26 protein-coding genes are annotated in these 21,913 nt (G+C 66.3%); 13 read left to right on the forward strand and 13 right to left on the reverse strand.

Annotation, left to right across the window (positions count from 1 at the left end):
* Window position 1 precedes the first annotated feature (1 nt).
* Both AB3G45_RS18150 and AB3G45_RS18155 read right to left on the reverse strand, forming a co-directional pair.
* Complete coding sequence (locus AB3G45_RS18150; protein WP_367831862.1) at window positions 2-388, reverse strand: type II toxin-antitoxin system VapC family toxin; 387 nt, start codon at window positions 386-388, stop codon at window positions 2-4.
* Window positions 385-630, reverse strand: coding sequence for a type II toxin-antitoxin system Phd/YefM family antitoxin (locus AB3G45_RS18155; protein ID WP_367831863.1), 246 nt, complete (start codon window positions 628-630; stop codon window positions 385-387). The genes AB3G45_RS18150 and AB3G45_RS18155 overlap by 4 nt, the downstream gene beginning before the upstream one ends.
* A 97-nt stretch (window positions 631-727) precedes the next feature.
* Here AB3G45_RS18155 and AB3G45_RS18160 point away from each other — a divergent pair, with 97 nt between their 5' ends.
* Entirely contained in the window at window positions 728-1,978 is a 1,251-nt protein-coding gene (locus tag AB3G45_RS18160; RefSeq protein ID WP_367831864.1) for a cytochrome P450, read from the forward strand.
* On the opposite strand, the gene AB3G45_RS18165 is transcribed toward AB3G45_RS18160, so the two are convergent.
* The 4 genes from AB3G45_RS18165 to AB3G45_RS18180 all read right to left on the reverse strand — a co-directional run bounded on the left by AB3G45_RS18165 (window position 1,979) and on the right by AB3G45_RS18180 (window position 4,710).
* Window positions 1,979-2,323 (reverse strand): cupin domain-containing protein, encoded by a 345-nt coding sequence (locus AB3G45_RS18165; RefSeq protein ID WP_367831865.1) that lies wholly within the window; start codon window positions 2,321-2,323, stop codon window positions 1,979-1,981.
* A gap of 55 nt (window positions 2,324-2,378) precedes the next feature.
* Window positions 2,379-3,662, reverse strand: coding sequence for an O-acetylhomoserine aminocarboxypropyltransferase (locus AB3G45_RS18170; protein WP_367831866.1), 1,284 nt, complete (start codon window positions 3,660-3,662; stop codon window positions 2,379-2,381).
* 118 nt (window positions 3,663-3,780) lie between these two features.
* Window positions 3,781-4,209, reverse strand: coding sequence for a CoA-binding protein (locus tag AB3G45_RS18175; RefSeq protein WP_367831867.1), 429 nt, complete (start codon window positions 4,207-4,209; stop codon window positions 3,781-3,783).
* A 63-nt stretch (window positions 4,210-4,272) separates the two neighbouring features.
* The gene (locus AB3G45_RS18180) at window positions 4,273-4,710 is read right to left on the reverse strand and encodes a CoA-binding protein (RefSeq protein WP_367831868.1); all 438 of its coding nucleotides are present in this window, start codon (window positions 4,708-4,710) and stop codon (window positions 4,273-4,275) included.
* A gap of 241 nt (window positions 4,711-4,951) precedes the next feature.
* On the opposite strand from AB3G45_RS18180, the gene AB3G45_RS18185 reads away from it, so the two are divergent.
* Window positions 4,952-5,788: an EamA family transporter gene (locus AB3G45_RS18185; RefSeq protein ID WP_367831869.1), complete on the forward strand. Its 837-nt coding sequence runs from the start codon at window positions 4,952-4,954 to the stop codon at window positions 5,786-5,788.
* A gap of 3 nt (window positions 5,789-5,791) precedes the next feature.
* On the opposite strand, the gene AB3G45_RS18190 is transcribed toward AB3G45_RS18185, so the two are convergent.
* Together AB3G45_RS18190 and AB3G45_RS18195 are read right to left on the reverse strand one after the other, a co-directional pair.
* A complete protein-coding gene (locus tag AB3G45_RS18190) occupies window positions 5,792-6,025 on the reverse strand; it encodes a hypothetical protein (protein ID WP_050743013.1) in 234 nt (77 codons plus the stop codon).
* Window positions 6,025-6,846 (reverse strand): enoyl-CoA hydratase, encoded by an 822-nt coding sequence (locus AB3G45_RS18195; RefSeq protein ID WP_367831870.1) that lies wholly within the window; start codon window positions 6,844-6,846, stop codon window positions 6,025-6,027. Before AB3G45_RS18195 ends, AB3G45_RS18190 begins: the two co-directional genes overlap by 1 nt.
* Window positions 6,847-6,983: 137 nt before the next feature.
* Between AB3G45_RS18195 and AB3G45_RS18200 the strand changes: the two genes are divergently transcribed.
* The 5 genes from AB3G45_RS18200 (at window position 6,984) to argC (ending at window position 10,685) form a co-directional block, all read left to right on the forward strand.
* Entirely contained in the window at window positions 6,984-7,415 is a 432-nt protein-coding gene (locus tag AB3G45_RS18200; protein ID WP_367831871.1) for a PaaI family thioesterase, read from the forward strand.
* A gap of 229 nt (window positions 7,416-7,644) precedes the next feature.
* Window positions 7,645-8,109, forward strand: coding sequence for a 50S ribosomal protein L13 (gene rplM, locus AB3G45_RS18205; RefSeq protein WP_064329732.1), 465 nt, complete (start codon window positions 7,645-7,647; stop codon window positions 8,107-8,109).
* 2 nt (window positions 8,110-8,111) lie between these two features.
* Window positions 8,112-8,588 carry a 30S ribosomal protein S9 gene (gene rpsI / locus AB3G45_RS18210; protein WP_367831872.1) on the forward strand — a complete coding sequence of 159 codons (477 nt, stop codon included), beginning with the start codon at window positions 8,112-8,114 and terminating at the stop codon, window positions 8,586-8,588.
* A 138-nt stretch (window positions 8,589-8,726) separates the two neighbouring features.
* Complete coding sequence (speB, locus tag AB3G45_RS18215; RefSeq protein WP_367831873.1) at window positions 8,727-9,680, forward strand: agmatinase; 954 nt, start codon at window positions 8,727-8,729, stop codon at window positions 9,678-9,680.
* Window positions 9,681-9,752: 72 nt separating this feature from the next.
* A complete protein-coding gene (gene argC / locus AB3G45_RS18220) occupies window positions 9,753-10,685 on the forward strand; it encodes an N-acetyl-gamma-glutamyl-phosphate reductase (RefSeq protein ID WP_367831874.1) in 933 nt (310 codons plus the stop codon).
* 4 nt (window positions 10,686-10,689) lie between these two features.
* Here the strand turns inward: argC and AB3G45_RS18225 are convergent, their stop codons facing one another.
* From AB3G45_RS18225 to AB3G45_RS18235, 3 genes are read right to left on the reverse strand one after another with little or no spacing between them, the layout of a single operon-like run.
* Entirely contained in the window at window positions 10,690-11,082 is a 393-nt protein-coding gene (locus AB3G45_RS18225; protein ID WP_367831875.1) for a type II toxin-antitoxin system VapC family toxin, read from the reverse strand.
* Entirely contained in the window at window positions 11,082-11,336 is a 255-nt protein-coding gene (locus AB3G45_RS18230) for a type II toxin-antitoxin system VapB family antitoxin (RefSeq protein WP_367831876.1), read from the reverse strand. The genes AB3G45_RS18225 and AB3G45_RS18230 overlap by 1 nt, the downstream gene beginning before the upstream one ends.
* Before the next feature lie 53 nt (window positions 11,337-11,389).
* Complete coding sequence (locus AB3G45_RS18235; RefSeq protein WP_367831877.1) at window positions 11,390-12,469, reverse strand: COX15/CtaA family protein; 1,080 nt, start codon at window positions 12,467-12,469, stop codon at window positions 11,390-11,392.
* Between the two features lie 202 nt (window positions 12,470-12,671).
* Between AB3G45_RS18235 and AB3G45_RS18240 the strand changes: the two genes are divergently transcribed.
* On the forward strand, window positions 12,672-12,890 hold the full coding sequence (locus AB3G45_RS18240; protein ID WP_367831878.1) for a DUF2842 domain-containing protein: 219 nt from the start codon (window positions 12,672-12,674) through the stop codon (window positions 12,888-12,890).
* Window position 12,891: 1 nt separating this feature from the next.
* Here the strand turns inward: AB3G45_RS18240 and AB3G45_RS18245 are convergent, their stop codons facing one another.
* On the reverse strand, window positions 12,892-13,335 hold the full coding sequence (locus tag AB3G45_RS18245) for an NUDIX hydrolase (protein ID WP_367831879.1): 444 nt from the start codon (window positions 13,333-13,335) through the stop codon (window positions 12,892-12,894).
* Between the two features lie 169 nt (window positions 13,336-13,504).
* On the opposite strand from AB3G45_RS18245, the gene AB3G45_RS18250 reads away from it, so the two are divergent.
* The gene (locus AB3G45_RS18250) at window positions 13,505-14,764 is read left to right on the forward strand and encodes a GNAT family N-acetyltransferase (RefSeq protein ID WP_367831880.1); all 1,260 of its coding nucleotides are present in this window, start codon (window positions 13,505-13,507) and stop codon (window positions 14,762-14,764) included.
* A gap of 27 nt (window positions 14,765-14,791) precedes the next feature.
* Here the strand turns inward: AB3G45_RS18250 and AB3G45_RS18255 are convergent, their stop codons facing one another.
* Window positions 14,792-17,080, reverse strand: coding sequence for a Wzz/FepE/Etk N-terminal domain-containing protein (locus AB3G45_RS18255; protein ID WP_367831881.1), 2,289 nt, complete (start codon window positions 17,078-17,080; stop codon window positions 14,792-14,794).
* A gap of 212 nt (window positions 17,081-17,292) precedes the next feature.
* Here AB3G45_RS18255 and AB3G45_RS18260 point away from each other — a divergent pair, with 212 nt between their 5' ends.
* From AB3G45_RS18260 to AB3G45_RS18275, 4 genes are all read left to right on the forward strand, one after another.
* Window positions 17,293-17,868, forward strand: coding sequence for a polysaccharide biosynthesis/export family protein (locus AB3G45_RS18260; RefSeq protein WP_367831882.1), 576 nt, complete (start codon window positions 17,293-17,295; stop codon window positions 17,866-17,868).
* A 5-nt stretch (window positions 17,869-17,873) separates the two neighbouring features.
* Window positions 17,874-19,040, forward strand: coding sequence for a glycosyltransferase family 4 protein (locus AB3G45_RS18265; protein ID WP_367831883.1), 1,167 nt, complete (start codon window positions 17,874-17,876; stop codon window positions 19,038-19,040).
* A gap of 78 nt (window positions 19,041-19,118) precedes the next feature.
* Window positions 19,119-20,678, forward strand: a complete 1,560-nt coding sequence (locus AB3G45_RS18270) for an undecaprenyl-phosphate glucose phosphotransferase (protein WP_367831884.1) — start codon at window positions 19,119-19,121, stop codon at window positions 20,676-20,678.
* Entirely contained in the window at window positions 20,675-21,910 is a 1,236-nt protein-coding gene (locus AB3G45_RS18275; RefSeq protein WP_367831885.1) for an O-antigen ligase family protein, read from the forward strand. The genes AB3G45_RS18270 and AB3G45_RS18275 overlap by 4 nt, the downstream gene beginning before the upstream one ends.
* Window positions 21,911-21,913 lie beyond the last annotated feature (3 nt).

Here is a 21,913-nt window from a genome sequence, read left to right on the forward strand (position 1 = left end):
ATCAGACGAGGCGAACAGGCCCGCCATAGTCGGCAACGCGTGCATCTGCCGTCAGCAACAGCAGGCCCTCATGCTTCGCCTGCGCGATGAGGATGCGGTCGAAAGGATCGCGGTGCAGGTGCGGCAGCTCCGCCACGGCGATGGCGTGGCCGGCGACGATCGGCAGCTCGATGTAGCCGTTGTCGACCAGGCCGCGCCGCAGCCGCGCGGTGTCCACCTGGAAGTCTTCGCGGCCGAGGCTCGATTTGGTGGCCACTTCCCAGAGGCTTGCGACGCTGAAATAGAGGGCGTTTTCCGGATTCGCCATCAGTGCCGTCGCGGCCTCGCCGAGGCGCTCCGGGCTCGCCGCCGCCCGGAGCAGGAGATGCGTGTCGATGAGGAGTTTCATTCTTCACCGGAAAACTGCCGGGCGATCTCATCCTCGCTCATCCGGTCGAAATCGTCAGGAACCGTCAGTTCCCCGCGCAAAAAGCCGAAACGGCTCGTCTCACCCTCACCCACCGTTTCGAGCGGCACGACCCTGACCATCGGCTTTCCCGCCTTGGCGATGACGAAACTTTCCCCCTTCGCCGCCTGCTCGACCAGGCGCGAAAGGTTGGTCTTCGCATCATGAATATTGAACGTGCGCATCGCCGCTCCATGGACTTAGTCCGATGAACTTAGTCCATTGCTCCGGATTAATCAAATTCCGGTTTTACCCGACGCCGGAATACGCTACCCATCCCTCATGACCACGGCACATCTCCCCTTCCTCTCCATCGATCCCGCCAGCCGCCGCGTTTCGCTCGACGGCCGCAACCCCGATTTCTACCGCGATCCGAACCCGGTCTACGCGGCGCTGCACGCGCACTGTCCCACCTTCTGGTGGGAAGAGCAGAAGATGTGGTATTTCACCGGCTACGACCATGTGAACGGCCTCCTGCGCGACCGCCGCTTCGGCCGGCAGATCCTGCATGTGGCGGGGCGCGAGGAGCTCGGCCTGCCGGAGCCGCAGGCGCATCTTGCCCATTTCGACGCGGCGGAGGCCTGGTCGCTGCTGGAGCTGGAACCGCCGGAGCACACGCGGCTGCGCACCCTCGTCAACCGCGCCTTCGTGTCGCGCATGATCGAGAGATTGACGCCGGAGATTTCCGCGCTCTGCCACGCGGCGATCGACTGGTTCGAGAAGGACGGCAGGGTCGAGCTGCTCGCCGCCTTCGCCGATATCCTGCCGGTGACGATGATCGCCCGCATGATCGGCATTCCCGACGAAATGGGCCCGCAGCTCCTGAAATGGTCGCATGCCTATGTGCGCATGTACATGTTCGGCCGCACCCGCGAGGACGAGCTTGCGGCCGACAGGGCGGCCGAAGAATTCTCCGCCTATGTCCGCAGCGTCATCGCCGAGCGGCGGGCCGAGCCGCGCGACGACCTGCTCTCGCACATGGTGCATACCGAGCATCGCGGCCAGCTTTTGACCGAGGACGAGCTGGTCTCGACCACCATCGTGCTTCTCAATGCCGGCCACGAGGCGACCGTGCACCAGATCGGCAATGCCGTGCGCACCATCCTGGAGAACGACGCGGACCCGGCCGTGCTCTTTGCCGACGCGAAGACGACGGAACGCACGGTCGAGGAGTGCCTGCGCATCTCCGCGCCGGTGCATATCTTCGACCGTTTCGCGCTGGAGGATGTCGAACGCGACGGCATCCATTTCCGCCGCGGCGACAAGGTGGCGATGATCCTCGCGGCCGCCAACCTCGACCCGAGGAAATTCACCGATCCCCTCGCCTTCAAGCCGGAGCGCGAGGAGGGCGCGAACCTCTCCTTCGGCGCCGGCATCCACTTCTGCATCGGCGCGCCGCTCGCAAGGCTGGAGCTCAACATCGCCCTGCCGATCCTCTTCCAGCGCCTGCCGGGGCTGAAGATCGCGAAAGCACCCGTGGTGAAGGACGTCTATCACTTCCACGGCCTGGAGGCGCTGGAACTGGAATGGTGATTACAGCCGGATGACGTAGTCCTTGCGAGTCGTTTCAACGACTTCCCAGGTTCCCTTGAAGCCGGGCCTGAGGATAAGGCGGTCGCCGGCCGCAAGGTCGAAAACCGTGCCGTCGTCGGAGGTCACGATGGAGCGGCCTTCGAGGATGTGGAAATACTCCCACTCATCGTACTGGATGCGCCATTTCCCCGGCGTCGACTGCCAGATGCCGGCATAGAGGCCGCCATCGGCCTCCTCGATGTTCCAGGTGGTGAAGACCGGATCGCCCGAGATCAGCCGGTCGGCGGCCGGGCGGCCCGTCTCGGGCTCGATGCCGGAGGTGTCGAAGGGTTGCGCGTTGCTCATGGGTCAATCCACCTTCCGAAATGGGACGGGCGGCCCGAAGGCCGCCCGGAGAGTGTCACGCCTTGGCCAGCGCGTGTTCGATATCCGCGATGATGTCGGCGACGTCCTCGATGCCGATCGACAGGCGCACCACATCGGGGCCGGCGCCGGCGGCGACCTGCTGCTCCTCGCTGAGCTGGCGGTGGGTGGTGGAGGCCGGGTGAATGACGAGGGAGCGCGTGTCGCCGATATTGGCGAGGTGCGAGAGCATTTCCAGGCCCTCGACGAAGCGCTTGCCCGCATCGTAGCCGCCCTTGAGACCGAAGGTGAAGACGGCCCCTGCGCCCTTCGGTGAATAGCGCTGCTGGGTGGCGTGGTTCGGATCGTCATCGAGGCCGGCGTAATTGACCCAGGAAATCTTGTCGTGGCCCTTCAGCCATTTGGCGACAGTGAGCGTGTTGTCGCAATGGCGCTGCATCCGCAGCGGCAGGGTCTCGATGCCGGTCAGGATCTGGAACGCGTTGAACGGCGAGATCGAGGGACCGAAATCGCGCAGGCCCAGGACGCGGCAGGCGATGGCGAAGGCGAAGTTGCCGAAGGTGGCGTGCAGCACCATGCCGGCATATTCCGGCCGCGGCTCGGACAGCGCCGGATACTTGCCGGAGACGGTCCAGTCGAAGGTGCCGCCGTCGACGATGACGCCGCCCATGGAATTGCCGTGGCCGCCCATGAACTTGGTCAGCGAGTGCACGACGATGTCGGCGCCGTACTCCAGCGGGCGCACGAGATAGGGCGTCGCCATGGTGTTGTCGACGATGAGCGGCAGGCCGTGGCGGTGCGCCACGTCAGCGATGCCGGCAAGATCGACGAAGGTGCCGCCCGGATTGGCCAGGCTCTCGACGAAGATCGCCTTGGTCCTGTCGTCGATCTGGCTTTCGAAGGAGGAGAGGTCGGCCGGATCGGCCCAGCGCACATGCCAGTCGAAGTTCTTGAAGGCGTGGCCGAACTGGTTGATCGAACCGCCGTAGAGCCGGTTGGCGGCGATGAAATTGTCGCCCGGGCGCATGATCGTGTGGAAGACGAGGAGCTGGGCGGAATGGCCGGAGGCGACGGCGAGTGCCGCCGTGCCGCCTTCCAGCGCCGCGACGCGCTCCTCCAGCACCGCCTGGGTCGGGTTCATGATGCGGGTGTAGATGTTGCCGAAGGCCTGCAGGCCGAAGAGCGAGGCGGCGTGGTCCGTGTCGTTGAACACGAAGCTCGTGGTCTGGTAGATCGGCGTCGCGCGCGCGCCGGTCGTCGGGTCCGGCTGGGCGCCGGCATGGATGGCGAGCGTTGCGAATCCGGGCTTGTTCTTCGTCATGAAATGGCCTCCCTGGCTAGAGTCGGGCGCACTATTCCAGAGAGCTAAGAGCCGGTCAAAGAAAGATTTTCCGGAAAAGCGCGGGGCACGGCAATACGCATTGCGGCAATGGCACAGCTCACGCGACGAGGCGGGGATATTCGATCGCCGGGCAGCGATCCATCACCACCTTGATGCCGGCCGCCTCGGCCCTTGCCGCCGCCGCGTCATGGCGCACCGAGAGCTGACCCCAGATGACCTTGGGCAGCGGGTTCAGCGCCAGCGCCTCCTCGACGACCGACGGCAGCGCATCCGCCGCGCGGAAAACGTCGACCATGTCGATCGGCTCCACGATATCGGCAAGGCGGGCGACGACCGGCTGGCCGAGGATCTCCTTGCCGGCCTGGCCGGGATTGACCGGGATGACGCGGTATCCCTTGCGCAGCAGGAAGGCCATCACCCGGTGGCTGGGGCGCTCCGGATTGGGCGAGGCGCCGACGAGCGCGATCAGCCCGGTCGAGCGCAGGATGTCGGCGATGTAATAGTCCGGATAGGAATCGTGGTTCATGCGGCTACCCCGTTTTGCTGCCGGAGAATTGGGGTAACGTTGCGTGAAGTCAATATGGCGCGCTCAGGAAGCCTTGAGCATCAGCACCGGATATTCCGTCACGGGGCAGCGATCCATGACCACCTGGATGCCGGCGGCCTCGGCCCGTGCGGCGGCGGCATCGTCGCGCACGGTGAACTGGCCCCACAGCACGGCGGGACGCGGATCGAGCGCCAGCACCTCGTCGACGACGGCGCCGAACTGGCTTGCCGTGCGAAAGACGTCGACCATGTCGATCGGCTCCTCGATATCGGCAAGGCGCGCGCGGACCGTCTGGCCGAGGATGGTCTTTCCGGCATGGCCCGGATTGACGGGGATGACGTGATAGCCCTTGCCGAGCAGGAAACCCATGACGCCATGGCTCGGCCGCGCATCGTTCGGCGAGGCGCCGAGCACGGCGATCGTGTGCACGGATTTCAGGATGTGGCGGATATAGCCGTCGGGATAGTGATCGTGGTTCATCGTTGCCTCCTCCGGCGCTCGCGACCGTCTCTCACATGTCTTCCTGGCATCGAGACTAGCGCAGAACCTTAAAGAAGACGACCGCCTCGGCGCCGGCATTCGCCCGCCGATTGTGCCAATCCGGAGCAGATTCGGCCGATCTGACGGAAAATCCGCCACAATCCCGATTGCAAATCGGTGAAATTGCGCAGATGAAGGGCCCAGCCCCTCGCCCCACGGCCTGCCCATCGAGGTTCCCGGATTGCCGTTAGACGTTCTCTTTCTCGTGCTGTTCGGCGCGGCTCTGCATGCCGTCTGGAACGCGCTCGTCAAATCCGGCACGGACAAGTCGCTCGACGCAGCCATGGTCTCGCTCGGCGGCGGCATGGTCGGGCTTGCCTTGCTGCCGTTCGTGCCCATGCCCGCCCCCGCGGCCTGGCCCTTCGTGCTCACCTCGGCCGTTCTGCAATTCGCCTATTTCCAGCTCGTGGCCGCCGCATACAGGGCCGGCGACATCGGCCTCGTCTATCCGCTGATGCGCGGCGCGGCACCGCTCCTCGTCGCGACGACGAGCGGCATCGTCCTCGGCGAGCACCTGACGGCGGGGGCGATGGCCGGCGTTCTCGTCATCTCCGCCGGCGTGCTCACGCTCGCCTTCGAAGCGCGCCACGGCAGCCGCCGCGCCATCGTCTATGCGCTGGCGAACGCCGCCGTCATCGCCACCTACACCTTCGTCGACGGCGCCGGGGCGCGCATATCGGGCAATGCCGTCTCCTATACGCTGTGGATGTCGCTGCTGCCGCCGGTGCTGCTCTTCGGCTGGGCCGTCGCACGGCGGGGCAGCCGGCCGGTCTGGACGCATGTGCGCCGCAACTGGGCGCGCGGCCTCCTCGGCGGCGCCGGCTCCATCGCCTCCTACGGCCTTGCGCTCTGGGCCATGACGAAGGCGCCCGTCGCCACCGTCGCGGCGCTGCGCGAGACCGCCATCCTCTTCGCCCTCCTCATCTCGGTCTTCGTCCTCAAGGAGAAGGCCAGCATCTGGCGCTACATCGCCGGCGCGGTGATCGCGGCGGGCGTGCTGGTGCTGAAGCTGGCTTAGCAGCTACTCAAAGCCAAATTCAGCCTTCATAATCCCAAACAATTGGCGGGCCGCTTCCTCGTCCAATTGAAACGTTTGGCTCATCTTGCCAACATCCTGCCGGCTGGAACGCCCATAAGTTGATATTTGAACAAGCTTTCGACCATCGTAGTTTTGAACAAACAGCTTTGCATCAACTTCGTCGTGAAGCTGAAGGCGGTCCATTTGGTCGCGCTGAAAATGTGTAATCCGGGCCACTACTTCTGCCTCCACTCCGGCATGCGCTTGCCGAGAAACGCGCCGATCCCCTCCTTCGCGTCGTCCACCAGCATGTTGTCCGTCATTGCCGCGACGGCGACGTCATAGGCTTCGGCGAGCGGCAGGCCGGCCTGGGCGCGGAAGGCGGCCTTGCCGATGCGCAGCGCCTGCGGCGACTTCGAGGCGATGACGGCGGCGTATTTGTCGACGACCTGGCGCAGGTATTGCCGCGGCACGATGCGGTTGACGAGGCCGAAATCCTTGGCGGTCGAGGCGTCGATCGTCTCGCCCGTCAAAAGCATCTCCATCGCCTGCTTGGGATGGGCGGCGCGGGTGACGGCGACCATCGGGGTCGAGCAGAAAAGCCCGATATTGACGCCGGGCGTGCAGAAGGTGGAGGTATCGGTGCAGATGGCGAGGTCGCAGCTCGCGACGAGCTGGCAGCCGGCGGCCGTCGCGAGCCCGTCGATCTCGGCGACGACCGGCTGCGGCAGCGCGGCGATCTTCAGCATGATATCCGCCGCCATGCGCATCGTCTTCTCGAAGAAGCCGCGCCCGCCGTCCGGGTCGTCGCGGCGGGCGGTCATCTCCTTGAGGTCGTGGCCGGCGGAAAACACCTTTCCGGTCGAGGCGAGCACGACGACGCGGATGGCCCCGTCGCCTGCCGCCGCATCGAGCGCTTCGCCGAGCGCCTCCATGACGGCGATGGAGAGGGCGTTGGCCGGCGGGTTGTCGAGCGTGATCCGCAGGATCGGCTCATACCGCTCGATGCGCACCGGGCCGGCCGGCTCCTCTTTCCTGAACGACACCACATCCGCCATGACTGCCTCCCTTTCGTTCGTCCCCAGCGTCCTACGCTTCGCGGCACCCCGTTTCAAGCCGGCGGCATAGACTTCGGGAGGGCTTGCCCCGCGGCGCAAATCGGTCTGTAAACGCAAGGCAGCGGAGGAGAACGCCCGTGAATCTGACCCCCATCATGGATAGGGACGCCCTGAACCGGTTCCTCGAAACCGATTTTCCGCAGATCCATACGGACGGAAAGGTTTTCGACGTGACCGAAGTCGGCCCCGGCACGGTCGTCATGCGGCTCGATCCGAACGAGCGGCACCTGCGCCCCGGCGGCACGGTGTCCGGCCCCACCCTGTTCGCGCTGGCCGACGTCGCGGCCTATTGCGTGGTGCTGGCGCATATCGGCCCCGTGGCGCTCGCCGTCACCACCAATCTCAACATCAACTTCCTGCGCAAGCCCGAGCCCGGTCCCCTCACCTGCGCCTGCCGGCTGCTCAAGCTCGGCAAGCGGCTGGCGGTGATCGAGGCGTCGATCTTCGGCGCGGACGGCGAGGATCCGGTGGCCCATGCCACCGCGACCTATTCGATTCCGCCGCGATAAATTGCGGTATCAAAATACCTCAATCATAAGCTATTGTTTTTGCTTACATATCTTTAGGGCCGCCCGGATCGCATCCCTTGACGTCCCATCGGCGCTCGCTTATAAGCCGCCCCAGATCGCGGTCCTCACGGGCCGCTTTCGATTTTTGGCATCCGCAAGGAGCCAAACCAAGCAACAAGAAACGCCCGCCGCCCTCAAGCCGCGGGATCGCAAAAGAAAGACATCTCCCATGGCAACCTTCGTACAGAAGCCCGCCGAGGTAGAAAAGAAGTGGATCCTCATCGACGCCGAAGGCCTCGTTGTCGGTCGCCTCGCTACCCTCATCGCCAATCGCCTGCGCGGCAAGCACAAGGCGACCTTCACGCCCCACGTCGATGACGGCGACAACGTCATCGTCATCAACGCCGAGAAGGTCGTCTTCACCGGCAAGAAGTACTCCGACAAGAAGTACTACTGGCACACCGGCTACCCGGGCGGCATCAAGGAGCGCACGGCGCGCCAGATCATCGAAGGCCGCTTTCCGGAGCGCGTCCTCGAGAAGGCTGTCGAACGCATGGTTCCGCGCGGCCCCCTCGGCCGTCGCCAGATGAAGAACCTGCGCGTCTACGCCGGCGCCAACCACCCGCATGAAGCCCAGCAGCCCGTCGCCCTCGACGTCGCCAAGCTGAACAGCAAGAACACAAGGAGCGCCTGATAATGGCCGACCTCTCCTCGCTCAAGGACCTCGGCGTCGCTGCTGCAGCTCCGGCCGCCTCCGCCCCGGTTCACGTCAAGAAGGTTGACGCCCAGGGCCGTTCCTACGCCACCGGCAAGCGCAAGGACGCCGTCGCCCGCGTGTGGGTCAAGCCGGGCTCCGGCAAGATCACCATCAACGGCAAGTCGTTCGAAGCCTATTTCGCCCGCCCGGTCCTGCAGATGATCCTGCAGCAGCCGATCGTCGCGGCTGCCCGTGACGGCCAGTTCGACATCGACGCCACCGTCGCCGGCGGCGGCCTTTCCGGCCAGGCCGGTGCCGTTCGTCACGGCATCTCCAAGGCGCTGACCTACTTCGAGCCGGGCCTGCGCCCGGTCCTCAAGAAGGGCGGCTTCCTGACCCGCGACTCGCGCGTCGTCGAACGCAAGAAGTACGGCAAGGCCAAGGCCCGTCGTTCGTTCCAGTTCTCCAAGCGCTAAGCGCTCGGACGATTTTTGGTTCAGGAAAGGCCGGGGCTCGCCCCGGCCTTTTCGTTTTCAGGGGAAAGCGCCCCCAAAAATCCCTTGCCTTCACATCGATGATTGGCGAACGTCCCGCCACATTCGGGGGAATCTTTCATGGCCAACAAGACGATCGACCATGCCATCACGGCCAGGACGCTGAAGAGCGCCGCCTCGGACCCGACCCATGCGGGCATCCTCTCTTTCATGCGCCGCCGCTACACCAAGGTGCTGAAGGATGTCGACGCCGTCGTCTGGGGCATCCCCTTCGACGCGGCGACCTCCAACCGGCCGGGCGCGCGCTTCGGGCCGCAGGCCATCCGCCGCGCCTCGGCGATCATGGACAACGATCCGCAATATCCCTTCGAGCGCGATCTTTTCGAGGACATGGCCGTCATCGACTACGGCGACTGCCTGCTCGACTACGGCAACCACCAGAAGACGCCCGGCACCATCGAGCGCGAGGCGAGGAAGATCCTGAAATCCGGCGCCTACCTGCTGACGCTCGGCGGCGACCATTTCATCACGCTGCCGCTCCTGCGCGCCCATGCGGAAAAATACGGCCCCCTCTCCCTCGTCCAGTTCGACGCGCACCAGGACACCTGGGCGGACGAGAAGGGCCGCATCGACCACGGCTCCTTCGTCGGCACCGCCGTGCGCGAGGGGCTGATCGACGCGGAAAGCTCGATCCAGATCGGCATCCGCACCCATGCGCCCGAGGATTGCGGCATCCGCATCCTCTATGGATACGACGTCGAGGAGATGAGCGCGGGCGAGATCGCCGACGCGATCGCCCATCATGTCGGGGACCGGGCGACCTATCTCACCTTCGATATCGACTGCCTCGACCCGGCCTTCGCGCCGGGCACCGGCACGCCCGTCCCGGGCGGCCCCACCAGCGCCCGCATCCTTTCGGTCCTGCGCAAGCTCGGCGCGCTGAACATCGTCGGCTCCGACGTGGTGGAGGTCGCGCCGGCCTATGACCATGCGGATATCACCGCCATCGCCGGCTCCAGCATCGCCATGTACATGCTCGGCCTCCATGCCGAGACACTGGCGGAGCGACGCTGAAACACGGCGTTGAATACGACAGGGCAAGGGGCTATATCGACGGCGGACGCGCAGAACAGGATGGGACGAGAGATGAAACCGAAGATCTTCATCGATGGCGAACACGGCACGACGGGCCTGCAGATCCGGACCCGCATGGCCGGCCGCGGCGATGTCGAGCTCCTCTCCATCCCCGAGGCCGAGCGCCGCAACGCCAGGCTGCGCGAAGACCTCCTGAACGGCGCCGACGTCGCAATCCTCTGCCTGCCGGACGACGCGGCCAAGGAAGCCGTCGCCATGGTCGCCGGCAACAATTCCGTGCGCATCATCGACACCTCGACGGCGCACCGCGTCCATCCGGACTGGGCCTACGGCTTTGCCGAGATGGACCGCGACCAGCCGAAGGCGATCGCCGGCGCCCGCTACGTCGCCAATCCCGGCTGCTATCCGACCGGCGCGATCGGGCTCCTGCGCCCGCTGCGCCTCGCAGGTATCCTGCCGGAGGACTATCCGGTGACGGTCAACGCCGTGTCGGGCTATACCGGCGGCGGCAAGCAGATGATCGCGCAGATGGAGGATGCCGGCCATCCCGAGCGCATCGACGCGCCGCACTTCCTCTACGGCCTGACGCTCAAGCACAAGCATGTGCCGGAAATGCAGGTGCACGGCCTCCTCACCCGCGCGCCCCTGTTCTCGCCCTCCGTCGGCAAGTTCCCGCAGGGCATGATCGTGCAGGTGCCGCTCTGCCTTTCCGACCTCAACGACCGCGCCTCGCTCGGCTCGCTCCACGAGGCGCTGGCCGACCACTATGCCGGCCAGGACATCGTCGAGGTGGTGGACCTGAAGGAAAGCGCCGGCCTTGCCCGCGTCAACGCGGTGGAGCTCGCCGATACGGACCGCATGAAGCTCTACGTCTTCGGCACCGCCGGCGCCCCGCATGTCAACCTCGTCGCCCTGCTCGACAATCTCGGCAAGGGCGCCTCGGGCGCCGCCGTGCAGAACATGGACCTGATGCTCAAGGGATGAGGTCTCAGCCCAAGGCGGACTGGATATCCGTCTGGCCGAAATCGTTGCCCTTGAAGAGCAGGGGCTCGTCGAGTGCCTTTGCCAGCGCGTAGGAAAAGCAGTCGCCAATGTTGAGGCCGGCAGGATGCCGGCCTTTTCCGTAGGTGCGGAATGCGTGGATCGCGAGGTCGGCCTGCCGCGCATCGACAGGTATCACTTCCGGATCGAGGACTTCGAGGAAGGTTTCCAGCGTTTCCCGACCGGTTGCGCCCTTGCGCCCCTCGATCGCGAAAGCGATTTCAACGCGGGTGACCGCCGACAGAAAGCACTTCTGGACGCCGGCCAGTGCGCCCGCATAAATCTCGGCGTCGTCCTCCAGCAAGAGAAGGGCCGCCAGCACCGAGGTATCGACGACCATCACCAAAGCCCGTCGTCGTCATATCCGACGATCTCGTCGGCGGCGCGGTTGTCCTGTTCCGGCAAGGCTGCGCAGGCCGCGCCGATCGCGAGCAGCCGCGCCTTCAGGTCCGTCGACCGGCCGCGGCGACGGCGCTCCCGCGCAAGGCGTTCGGCAAGTGCGTTGCGGATGGCGGCCGTCAGGCTCTCGCCGGTGAGGGCGGCCACTTCACGGGCGAGCCGGTCCGTCTCCGCATCCTTCAGGCTGAGTGCCATGGGACACCTCTTCTATAAAACATGCCCGATTATAGAAGAAACGGCGCATCAAGTCACGCCCGTTGCATTTCCCCATAAAACCCGCGCCAGTGAGCGATGGCGAAGCCGAGCACGATGAGGGCGCCGCCCTGGTGCGCCAGCGCCCAGCCGAGCGGGACCTGCCAGATCAGCGTGAGGATGCCGATCGTCGCCTGGAGACAGACGAGGCCGAAGAGCACGAGGGCGCGGCGGGCATGTGTCGTCTCGGGCGCGGCGCGCAGAGAGCCGATCAGGTGGGCCAGGGCGAGCGCGAAGAGCGCGTATGCGCCGATGCGGTGGACGAACTGCACCGTCTTCGGGTTCTCGAAGAGGTTGATCCACCAGGGCTGCTGCACGAAGAGGCCGCCGGGCACGACGGCGCCGTCCATCAGCGGCCAGGTGTTGTAGGAAAGCCCGGCATCGAGGCCGGCGACGAGGGCGCCGAGATAGATCTGGAAGATCGCCATGCAGGCGATGATGCCGGCCATGCGGCGGGAGCCATCGGTCGGCGCGGCATCGCCGCTGTGCGGCGAGAGCGCCCGCATCAGCCACGTCGTCCAGGCGAAGATCAGACAGGCGATGGTGAGGTGCGTCGCCAGCCGGTACTGGCTGACGGAGACCCGTTCGGCAAGGCCGGACGACACCATCCACCAGCCGATGAAGCCCTGGAAGCCGCCGAGCGCCAGCAGGCCGATCAGCGGCCAGCGCAGCTTCCTCTCGATGCGGCCGGTCAGCCAGAAGAAGGCGAGCGGCACGGCGAAGACGAAGCCGATGGAACGGGCGATCAGCCGGTGGGCCCATTCCCACCAGAAGATCGTCTTGAATTCCTCGACCGTCATGTCCTTGTTGATCTGCTGGTACTGGGGAATGCGCTTGTAGAGGTCGAACTCCTCCTGCCACGCCGTGTCGCCGATCGGCGGGATGACGCCGTGGATCGGCTTCCATTCGGTGATGGAGAGGCCGGATTCGGTGAGCCGCGTCGCGCCGCCCACCAGCACCAGCACGAACAGCGTGAACAGCACGAAGCCGAGCCAGCGGCGCACCTGGCGGCGGTCGCGGTCGATCCTGTCCGTGTCACTGTGGTTGCGGTATGCGGTCGCGGTCGTGGCGCTCATCGTCTCGGCTCCTTTTCCGGAACGGCGGCCGGCCCGCCATTCCGGTTGCTTTCCTGCGTCCCTCCGGATGCGAAACCGCGCGCGCGGCCTCCGCGGAATGACTGTGGCGTTGATTTGCCTGACCGGCCCGTGCAAAACAAGGCCCGAACCCTTGCGGCGCGCCGTCGCGCCATTTTGCCGCTACCCGATTGAAAGACTGCCCATGCCCCCTCGCCTTCGAAAACTGATCGGCACGGTCCTGATCATCATCCTCGTGCTCGTCTACGCGCTGGTGGCGACCACCATCGCCGCCGCGACGCTCGGCCAGTCGCCGTGGTATGTGCACCTCGTCTATTTCACGGTCACCGGCCTCCTGTGGATCCTGCCGGCCATGCTGATCATCAAGTGGATGGAAAAGCCCGGCAAGCCGCGCGACGAGTAGGTCACGTCTGGAGATGGGCCGCAAGGCCGGCGGGGTAGAGCTCCACGCCGGCCGGCAGCGCAAGCGGGTAGAACCAGCGCGCCGTCCAGACCGAACGGTCGTGCTCGACGAGCGCGATCTCGGGCCGGCGGTAGAGGCTTTCGTCGAGCAGGTAGACGGTCGCCGCGAAAATGAACTCGTGGCCCTGCGCGCCCTCATGCCAGAAGAGGTTCTCGAAGGCCGTCCACGGGCCGTCGATGGCGATCTCGCAGCCGAGTTCCTCGCGGAACTCGCGGGCGAGCGCCTCTTCCCGCGTTTCGCCGAACTCGATGGAGCCGCCAGGCGGGCGCACGCCCTTGACCGTACCGTCGTCGCGCGTCACTTCCGCCGCCAGCAGCCGGCCGCCGTGCCAGGCAAGCCCCAGCACCTTCACATGGATCTTCTGCGGCGGCCGCCAGGTCTGCATGGGTTCCTCCCGCCGGCGGGCCCGCCGCCCGCCGCTCTCGTTATCGACTTGCTAACCGCGCCGGCCGATTTCCCGCGGCATGCGGGCCGGCGCGCGCGGATTTAAACCAATTGCGCAAGCCTAGCGCCTATGGTGTGGCCGCGGCAACCGAATGCACGAAGGCAAGCCCATGGGAGCGATGCAACTCCATTTCCAGATCATGCCGTCCGAACGCGAGCTTGCCCGCGGCGCCCTGTCGCCGGCGGCCGAAGAGGACCAGACCCGGCCGATGCCGCTTTCGATCCGCCTGCACGGGCAGATGGAGCCGCTGGAGGCCCGCTGGCGGGCGCTGGAAGCGGATAGCGGCCTCTCGCTCCACCACAGCTACGACTGGTGCCGCGCCTGGGTGGCAAGCCGTGCCTGCAAGCTTTTGATCGTCGAGGGCTTTTCCGGCGGGCGCACCCACCTCCTGCTGCCGTTCGAAGTGGTGCGCCGCGGGCCGGTCCGTATCGCCCGTTTCCTCGCCGCACCGTTCAGCAACATCAATACGGGCCTCTATTCGCGGGAGTTCCGCAGCCTTTCCGCTCCGCCGCGCCTCAGGCAGGCGTTCGAGGCGGTGCGCAGCCAGCTTGCCCGCCACTGCGACGTCTTCCTTCTGGAGAACATACCGCTCGACTGGCGCGGCGACGCCAGCCCCTTCTGCGACCTTCCCGCGGTGCTGAACCAGAACGCCGCCTTCCAGATCGAGCTCCTCGCCGATTTCGAACGCACGCTGGAACAGCTCAACGCCCGCCGCCGCCGCAAGAAGTTCCGCGCCTCGGAGCGCCGCCTGGCGGCGCTCGGCGGCTACGAGCATGTCATTGCCGGGGCGGGCGCTGAAAGCCGGACGCTGCTGGAGACCTTCTTCGGGCAGAAGGCCGCGCGTTTCGACGCCATGGGCCTGCCGGACGTCTTCCGCGACGAAGGCACGCGGGATTTCTTCCGCCGCCTGGTGTCGGTGCCCGAGGCGGACGGCGGCTATCCGCTTCAGCTTCATGCCGTGCGCCTCAAGGGGGAAAACCACGGCCGCATCGTTGCCATTGCCGGCCTGTCGCGCAAGGGCGACCATGTGATCTGCCAGTTCGGCTCGATCGACGACACGATCGCCGCGGATGCCAGCCCCGGCGAATTCCTGTTCTACCTCGCCATCAGGAAACTCTGCGGCGAGGGCGTGCGCCTGTTCGATTTCGGCATCGGCGACCAGGCCTACAAGCGCTCCTGGTGCACGATCGAGACGCGGCAGCACGACCTTATCTGGCCCACCACGATGACCGGGGCGACCATGGCCGCGCTGCACCGGGCCAAGACCGGCGCGAAACGCCTCATCAAGCAAAAGCCGCAGGTCTACGCCTTCCTGCAACGCCTGCGCTCCGGCAAGGCGGCGCGGCTGCGCGAGGACAGCGCGGAGTGATCCCCCAAGGCCGGATGCCGAGCGGTCCTAAGCCGCCCGGCGGCCCGGATAGCGCGGCGGATCGGCACCCTCGCCCGTCATCAGCATGACCTCGCTGTAGCCGGCCGCGCCGAAGGCGTCGATCATCTCGACGATCTCGTCCTCGTCGGCGCCCGGAAGGGAGAGGATGATGTCGGTCTCCTGGTCGCGCGTCAGGCGCCGCACGCCCTCCACCTCGGCCGGGCCGCACTCGACGATCACCGTGTCATAGGCATCGGCGAACGAGGCTATGACCACCGCCAGCCGGTCGATGCCGCGCATGGCGCGCTTGATGTTGGCATTGCCGCGCGGAATGATGTGCGCGCCGGAGAGCCGGTCGCCATGGATGATGTCGCCGAAGACGGCGTCGCCGACGAGCAGGTCCGTGATGCCGGGTACATGGACGGACTGGGCCATCAGGCGCGTCGGGCAGGCCGAGCCGGTGAGGTCGATGACCAGCGTCTTGCGATGCTCCTCGGCGATGCGGCGGGCGAGCATGACGGTGGCGGTAGACCCGCGGTCGCCGGAGGGCGAGACGGAGACCGCGACCGAAATATTGTTCTCGACCATGTAGCGGGCGACGGCGGCGATGGAGAATTCGTCCTCCTCCTCGCTGTCGAGCGTATCGAGCAGCGAAGCGCGCGCGCCCTCCTCCGGCACGTTCCCGGCCTCTTCCTCGTCCTCGTCGGGCGTGATGTCGGCGAGGAGCGACCTGGCCGGCGCCCGCAGAGCGCGCACGGGAGCCGGATCGAGCCGCGCGACCGGATCGCGGCGCGTGACGGGGTCCCTGTTGACGGCCGGCGTCTCCGCCACGGCGTCCGCCTCGATCTCGTCCTCGCGACCCTCCTCCTCGCGCCGCGCAGCGTGGGCCGCGGGCACCGCCGCAATCGCACCGACGGGTTTTAGCGCACGGCCGCTGAACAGTTCGGCCAGCAGGACCGCGATCGCGCTCAGCATGAAGCCGGCGACGCCGCCGACCACGGTGATCGGCACGATCTTCGGAAACGCCACCTCGGTCGGCTCGACGGCGGCCGAGATGATGCGGGCGTCGGCCGGCGTGGAACTGCTGTCGGTACGCGACGTCGCCTCGCGGTAGCGGGCGAGATAGGTCTCCAGCAGCTGGCGCTGGGCGGTCGCCTCGCGTTCCAGCGCCTTGAGGCCGACCTCGTCCTCGCCGGCGCGCGCGCTGTTCGCCTTCACCCGGTTGAGCTGCTGCAGGAGCTGGGTTTCACGCAGCTCGGCGGTCTTGGCCTCGTTTTCAAGGCTCGACAGGATCTTCTGCGTTTCCGTCTTGATCTGCCCGCGGATGCCGACAAGCTGCGAGCGCAGGCCCTTCAGGCGCGGATGGCCTTCGAGCAGCGAGGTGGAGAGATCGGAGATCTGCCCCTGGATCTGCGCCTCGCTTTCCTTCAGCCGCTGGATCATCTGCGACCCGACCACGTCGCTCAGCGTGTCCGGCGCGCCGCCGGTCTTCAGCACGGCGCGTACGCTTCCGGCCCGCGCCTCCGCATTGGCGCGCTCGCCGCGCACGCGGGCAAGCTCGGTCGAGATGTCGGTGAGCTGGCGCGCGGCGAAGTTGGAATTGTCGCCGGTCGGCAGGAGATCGGACTGCGAGCGGTATTCGGCAACCTTCTGCTCGGCCTCGCGCACCTTCTCGCGCAGATTGGCGATCTCCGGCTCCAGCCAGCGCGTCGCCTCGGAATTGGTGTCGAGCTTCGCCCCGCTCTGCAGCGAGAGATAGACCTTCGCCATCTCGTTGGGAATCTCGGCGGCAAGGTGCGGGTCCTTGGAGGAGAACTCGATGCCGATGACGCGCGAGCGCTCCACCTGGTAAACGACGAGCTTGTCGATGAACTCCTTCAGGACGCGCTCTTCCGGTTCGAGTTCGAGCGGGCTCTTCTTCAGGCCCGACAGGACGAGCAGGTCGGAAATGGCCGAGGGTTTCGACGCCGGGTCGAACTCCTCCAGCTCGTAGAGCTTCATGTTGCGCGCGACCTGCTTGATGAGGTCGGCGGACTTGAGGAGCTGGACCTGGCTGGCGATGCCGAGTTCATCGAACGCCGGCGGCTGCTCGCGGCCCTGCGCGCGGTCGGTGCCCGTCGTGAAGGCCGGCTCGCGCGTTTCGATGAGGAGGCGGGCTTCGCTCTTGTAGCGCGGCGCAACGAGGCTGGCGCCGGCAAAGGCGACACCCGCGCAGGCGACCGTGGCGAGCAGCACGCGCAGGCGGTTGCGCCAGATCGCGCCGAAGAGGCCGCCAAGATCGATATCGACATCCTGCTGGCTGTGTGCGCCCGACATATCCCAACTCCAAACACCGCAATTTCCGCGCACGGTAAACAAACATGGTAACGCAAGGGTTAACCCCCGGGCGTTGTGCGGCGCCCCTTCCCCGGCCCGCAATGCGAAAAAACCCGCGTCGCCCGGCCCATCCGCGCCGCCCCTTTACCGACCATTAACCCTAACGGATCGATAACGGGCGCCAGACTTCTTAATCCGGATTGGGAAAGCGAATGGCATTCGCAACGATCAACAAGGGCATGCTGCTGGCGCTGGCGCTCATCGTGCCGGCGGTTGCCGGTTGCAGCGGCTATCGCCCCGCCCCGAAGGCCTTCCATGAGGCAACCATCCAGCCCTACCGCCTCGACAGCGGCGACCGGCTGCGCATCACCGTCTTCGAACAGGCCGGCCTCAGCAACACCTATTCCGTCGACCAGGCCGGCTATGTCGCCTTCCCGCTCATCGGCGCCGTGCCGGCGCGCGGGCAGACGCTCCAGGAACTGGAAGGCATCATCGCGACGAAGCTCCGGCAGGGATACCTGCGCGATCCGGACGTCTCCATCGAGGTCGATCGCTACCGTGCAATCTACGTCATGGGCGAAGTGGGCCAGGCCGGGCAGTACAGCTATGTCGCCGGCATGACGATCCAGAACGCCATCGCGCTCGCCGGCGGCTTCTCGCCGCGCGCCAACCAGGGCGATGTCGACGTCACGCGCAAGATCAACGGCAAGGTCCTCACGGGCCGCGTCTCCATCTCCGATCCGGTGCTGGCCGGCGACACGATCTACGTCCGCGAACGGTTGTTCTGAGCAACATGGCGGACGATGGGCCTCTGCGCATCATTCACTGCTTCCGCTCGCCCATCGGCGGGATCTTCCGCCATGTGCGCGATCTCGCCGAGTTCCACGCCAAGGCGGGCCACGACGTCGGCATCGTCTGCGACAGCCTTACCGGCAGTTCCTACGAGGACGGCCTGTTCGACGAAATCCGCCCCTATCTCTCGCTCGGCCTCACGCGCCTGCCGATCAGCCGGTCGATCAGCCCGCGCGACATCGGCGCCTTCTGGAGCAGCTATCACGAAATAAAAGGTTTGCAGCCGGACGTCCTGCACGGGCACGGCGCCAAGGGTGGCGCCATCGCCCGGCTCATCGGCTCAGCCCTGCGGGTCAACAGGTATCGCGTAGCCCGCCTCTATTCGCCGCACGGCGGCAGCCTGCACTACAATCGCCGCTCGGCAACGGGCCTGGCGATCCTCACCGCCGAGCAGGTGCTCGAACGGCTCGGCGACGCGCTCGTCTTCGTGTGCGACTACGAGCGCGAGGCCTATGCCGCGCGCGTCGGCCGGCCGCGCGTCAGGGCGGAGCGCATCTACAACGGTATCCACGACCGCGACTTCGCGCCCGTCCATTCGCGCGAGGACGCCGTCGACTTCCTCTATATCGGCATGCTGCGCGACCTGAAGGGGCCGGACGTCTTCGTCGAGGCCTTCGCCCGCACGGAGCGGCTGGTCGGCCGCCCGCTCTCGGCGCTCGTGATCGGCGACGGGCCGGACAGGGCGAAATACGAGGACATGATGCTGCGCATGGGCCTTGGCCGGCGCATCGGCATGCTGCCGGCGCGCAAGGCGCACGACGCCTTCGCGCTGACGCGCAACGTCGTCGTGCCCTCGCGCGCCGAGGCCATGCCCTATATCGTGCTGGAGGCGCTCGCGGCGCGAAAGCCGGTGATCGCGACGCGCGTCGGCGGCATTCCGGAAGTGCTCGGCCGCGACAGCATCGCCCTTGCCGAACCGGGCGATCCCGACGGGCTCGCCGCGCTGATGACCGCGGCGATCGCCGATGCGGACTGGCCGCGCAAGGTGATGCCCGAGCCGGCCGCCTTCAAGGCGTCCTTCTCCGCCTCCGTCATGGCCAACGCCCTGCTCGACCTCTATTACGACATCCTCGCCCGGCAGGCCGGCACGAACCGGCACGGCGCCTGACGTTACGGCAATCACAACGTAAACGTTTCTTAGGGGCTTCGTGCTATTTCCGGGGCAAAGCCCCCACAGGTGCGTGCCATGAACCATGTCGACAAGCCCGTCTCCTTCGATCCGGAAGCCCTGCGGCGCAAGGTGTCCGAAATATCGGTCAACGGACCGGGCGAAAGCCAGGATGCGGGTATCACCGTCGAACTCAACCCGCTCGCCCGCAAGATCGCGGCGCAGTTCCGCGTCGACACCTATTCGCCGAGCATGATCATCGGCCTCCTGCGCCTTCTCGAATTCGGCGCGCTGCTCGCGCTCGGCTACGTCATCCATGCGCTTTACGTCAGCGACATGGGCATGCCCTTCTTCTACCTCCTGGTGCTCGGCACCGGCGCCGGCATCGGCGTCCTGATGCTCCAATTGGCCGATGCCTACCAGGTGCCGGCCCTGCGCTCGCCCTGGCGCATGACGCCGCGCATCCTCACAGCCTGGGCGCTGGCCTTCGGCGCCATGGCGCTCATGGTGTTCTTCTTCAAGTCCGGCGACCAGTATTCCCGCATCTGGTTCGCCTCCTGGTTCCTCGCCGGATCCGTATACCTCGTCATCGAACGGCAGGTGATCGCCTATTCGATCCGCCGCTGGGCGCGCAACGGCACCATGGAGCGCCGCGCCGTCATCGTCGGCGGCGGCGAGCCGGCCAAGGAACTCATCCGCACGCTCGAACAGCAGCCGGAGAACGACATCCGCATCTGCGGCATCTTCGACGACCGCGACGAGCGCCGCTCGCCGGCCGTCATCGCCGGCTACCCGAAGCTCGGCAATATCGCCGAACTGGTCGAATTCGCCCGCCTCGCCCGCATCGACATGCTGATCATCTCGCTGCCGCTCTCGGCCGAGGCGCGCATCCTGGCGCTTCTCAAGAAGCTGTGGATCCTGCCGGTCGACATCCGCCTTGCCGCCCATTCCAAGGGCCTGCGCTTTCGCCCGCGCAGCTATTCGCAGGTCGGCAACCTGCCGATGCTCGACATATTCGACAAGCCGATCGCCGACTGGGACAATGTCGCCAAGCGCCTCTTCGACATCTTCTTCAGCATCGTCGCGCTGGTCCTGCTCTGGCCGGTGATGCTTGGCGCGGCCATCGCGGTCAAGCTCTCCTCGCCCGGCCCGATCATCTTCAAGCAGAAGCGCCACGGCTTCAACAACGAGGTCATCGAGGTCTACAAGTTCCGCTCGATGTACACGCATCTTGCCGATCCCACGGCCAAGGCCGCCGTGACGAAGGGCGACCCGCGCGTCACCCGCGTCGGGCGGTTCCTGCGCAAATCCTCGATCGACGAGTTGCCGCAGTTCTTCAACGTGCTGAAAGGCGACCTCTCCCTCGTCGGCCCGCGCCCGCACGCCATCCAGGCGCAGTCGAACGACCGCAAGTATGTCGACGTCATCGAGAGCTATTTCGCCCGCCACCGGGTCAAGCCGGGCGTCACCGGCTGGGCGCAGATCAACGGCTGGCGCGGCGAGATCGACCATGACGACAAGATCCGCTTCCGCACCGAATTCGACCTCTACTACATCGAGAACTGGTCGCTCTGGCTGGACCTGAAGATCCTCGTCCTGACCCCGATGCGCCTGCTCAACACGGAAAACGCCTATTGAGCGACGTGGCCCTCCCCTATGCGGCGCCGTTCCGGCCGCGCCTGGCGGCCCTCGGCATCATCGGCTCGCTGCTGGTGGCGGTCGGGGTGTTCCTTTCCGGCTTCGTCATCAGCGAGCCGGCGCCCTACGAGCTCTTCATGGCCGGGCTCATCGGCCTGTGGGCGACCGTCGGCCTGCGCATCTCGCGGGGCATCGCGCCGCTGCTCGTGCTGCTCATCCTGTTCAACATCGGCGGCATGCTGTCGCTGACCATGCTCGACGACCTGTCGGTCGGGCCGATGTACATCGCCGTCTCGCTCTTCCTGGCGCTCTCCAGCGTGTTCTTCGCCGCCATCGTGGAGGCCAATCCGGCGCGGCTGGTGCTGATCTTCCGCGCCTGGGTGGCCGGCGCGCTCATCACCGCCGCGTTCGGCATCCTCGGCTATTTCCATGCCTTTCCCGGCGCCGAGGCCTTCACGCTCTACGACCGCGCCAAGGGCGCCTTCCAGGACCCCAACGTCTTCGGCCCCTTCCTCGTCGGGCCTTCGCTCTACCTGCTCTACGGCCTGCTCTCCGGCCGCATCCTCGGCGCGCCGCTGAAGGTCTTCGGCGTGCTGGTGCTGGCGCTCGGCATCTTCCTGTCCTTCTCGCGCGCCGCCTGGGGGCTCTATCTCCTCTGCGTCGTCGCGCTCGTCTTCGTCATGCTGCTGAAGGAGCGCACCGGGGCGTTCCGCCTGAAAATCCTCATCCTCAGCCTCTCGGCCGCCGGCCTGATGGTGGTGGCGCTCGTCGTCGCGCTGCAGTTCGACAAGGTGGCGAACCTCTTCTCCAGCCGCACCCAGCTCGTGCAGGACTATGACGGCGGCCATCTCGGCCGCTTCGAGCGCCATCGCATCGGCTTCCTCATGGCGATGGAAAAGCCGCTCGGCATCGGCCCCATGGAGTTCAGCAAGCTGTTCCCCGAGGACGAGCACAATATCTGGCTGAAATCGCTGACCACCTACGGCTGGCTCGGCTTCACCGCCTACCTCGCGCTGATCCTCTGGACGCTTTCGGCCGGCTTCAAGGCGCTCCTGCGCAACCGGCCCTGGCAACCCTTCCTGATGATCTCCTACATCACCATCGCCGGCCATACCGCGATCGGCTTCGTCATCGACACGGATCACTGGCGGCATTTCTACCTGCTGCTCGGGATCGTCTGGGGATGCCTTGCCCTCGAGAAGCGCCACAACAGGCAGACCGCCCCGGACTGACAG

The organism is Shinella sp. S4-D37, assembly GCF_040812195.1.
GTDB lineage: Bacteria > Pseudomonadota > Alphaproteobacteria > Rhizobiales > Rhizobiaceae > Shinella.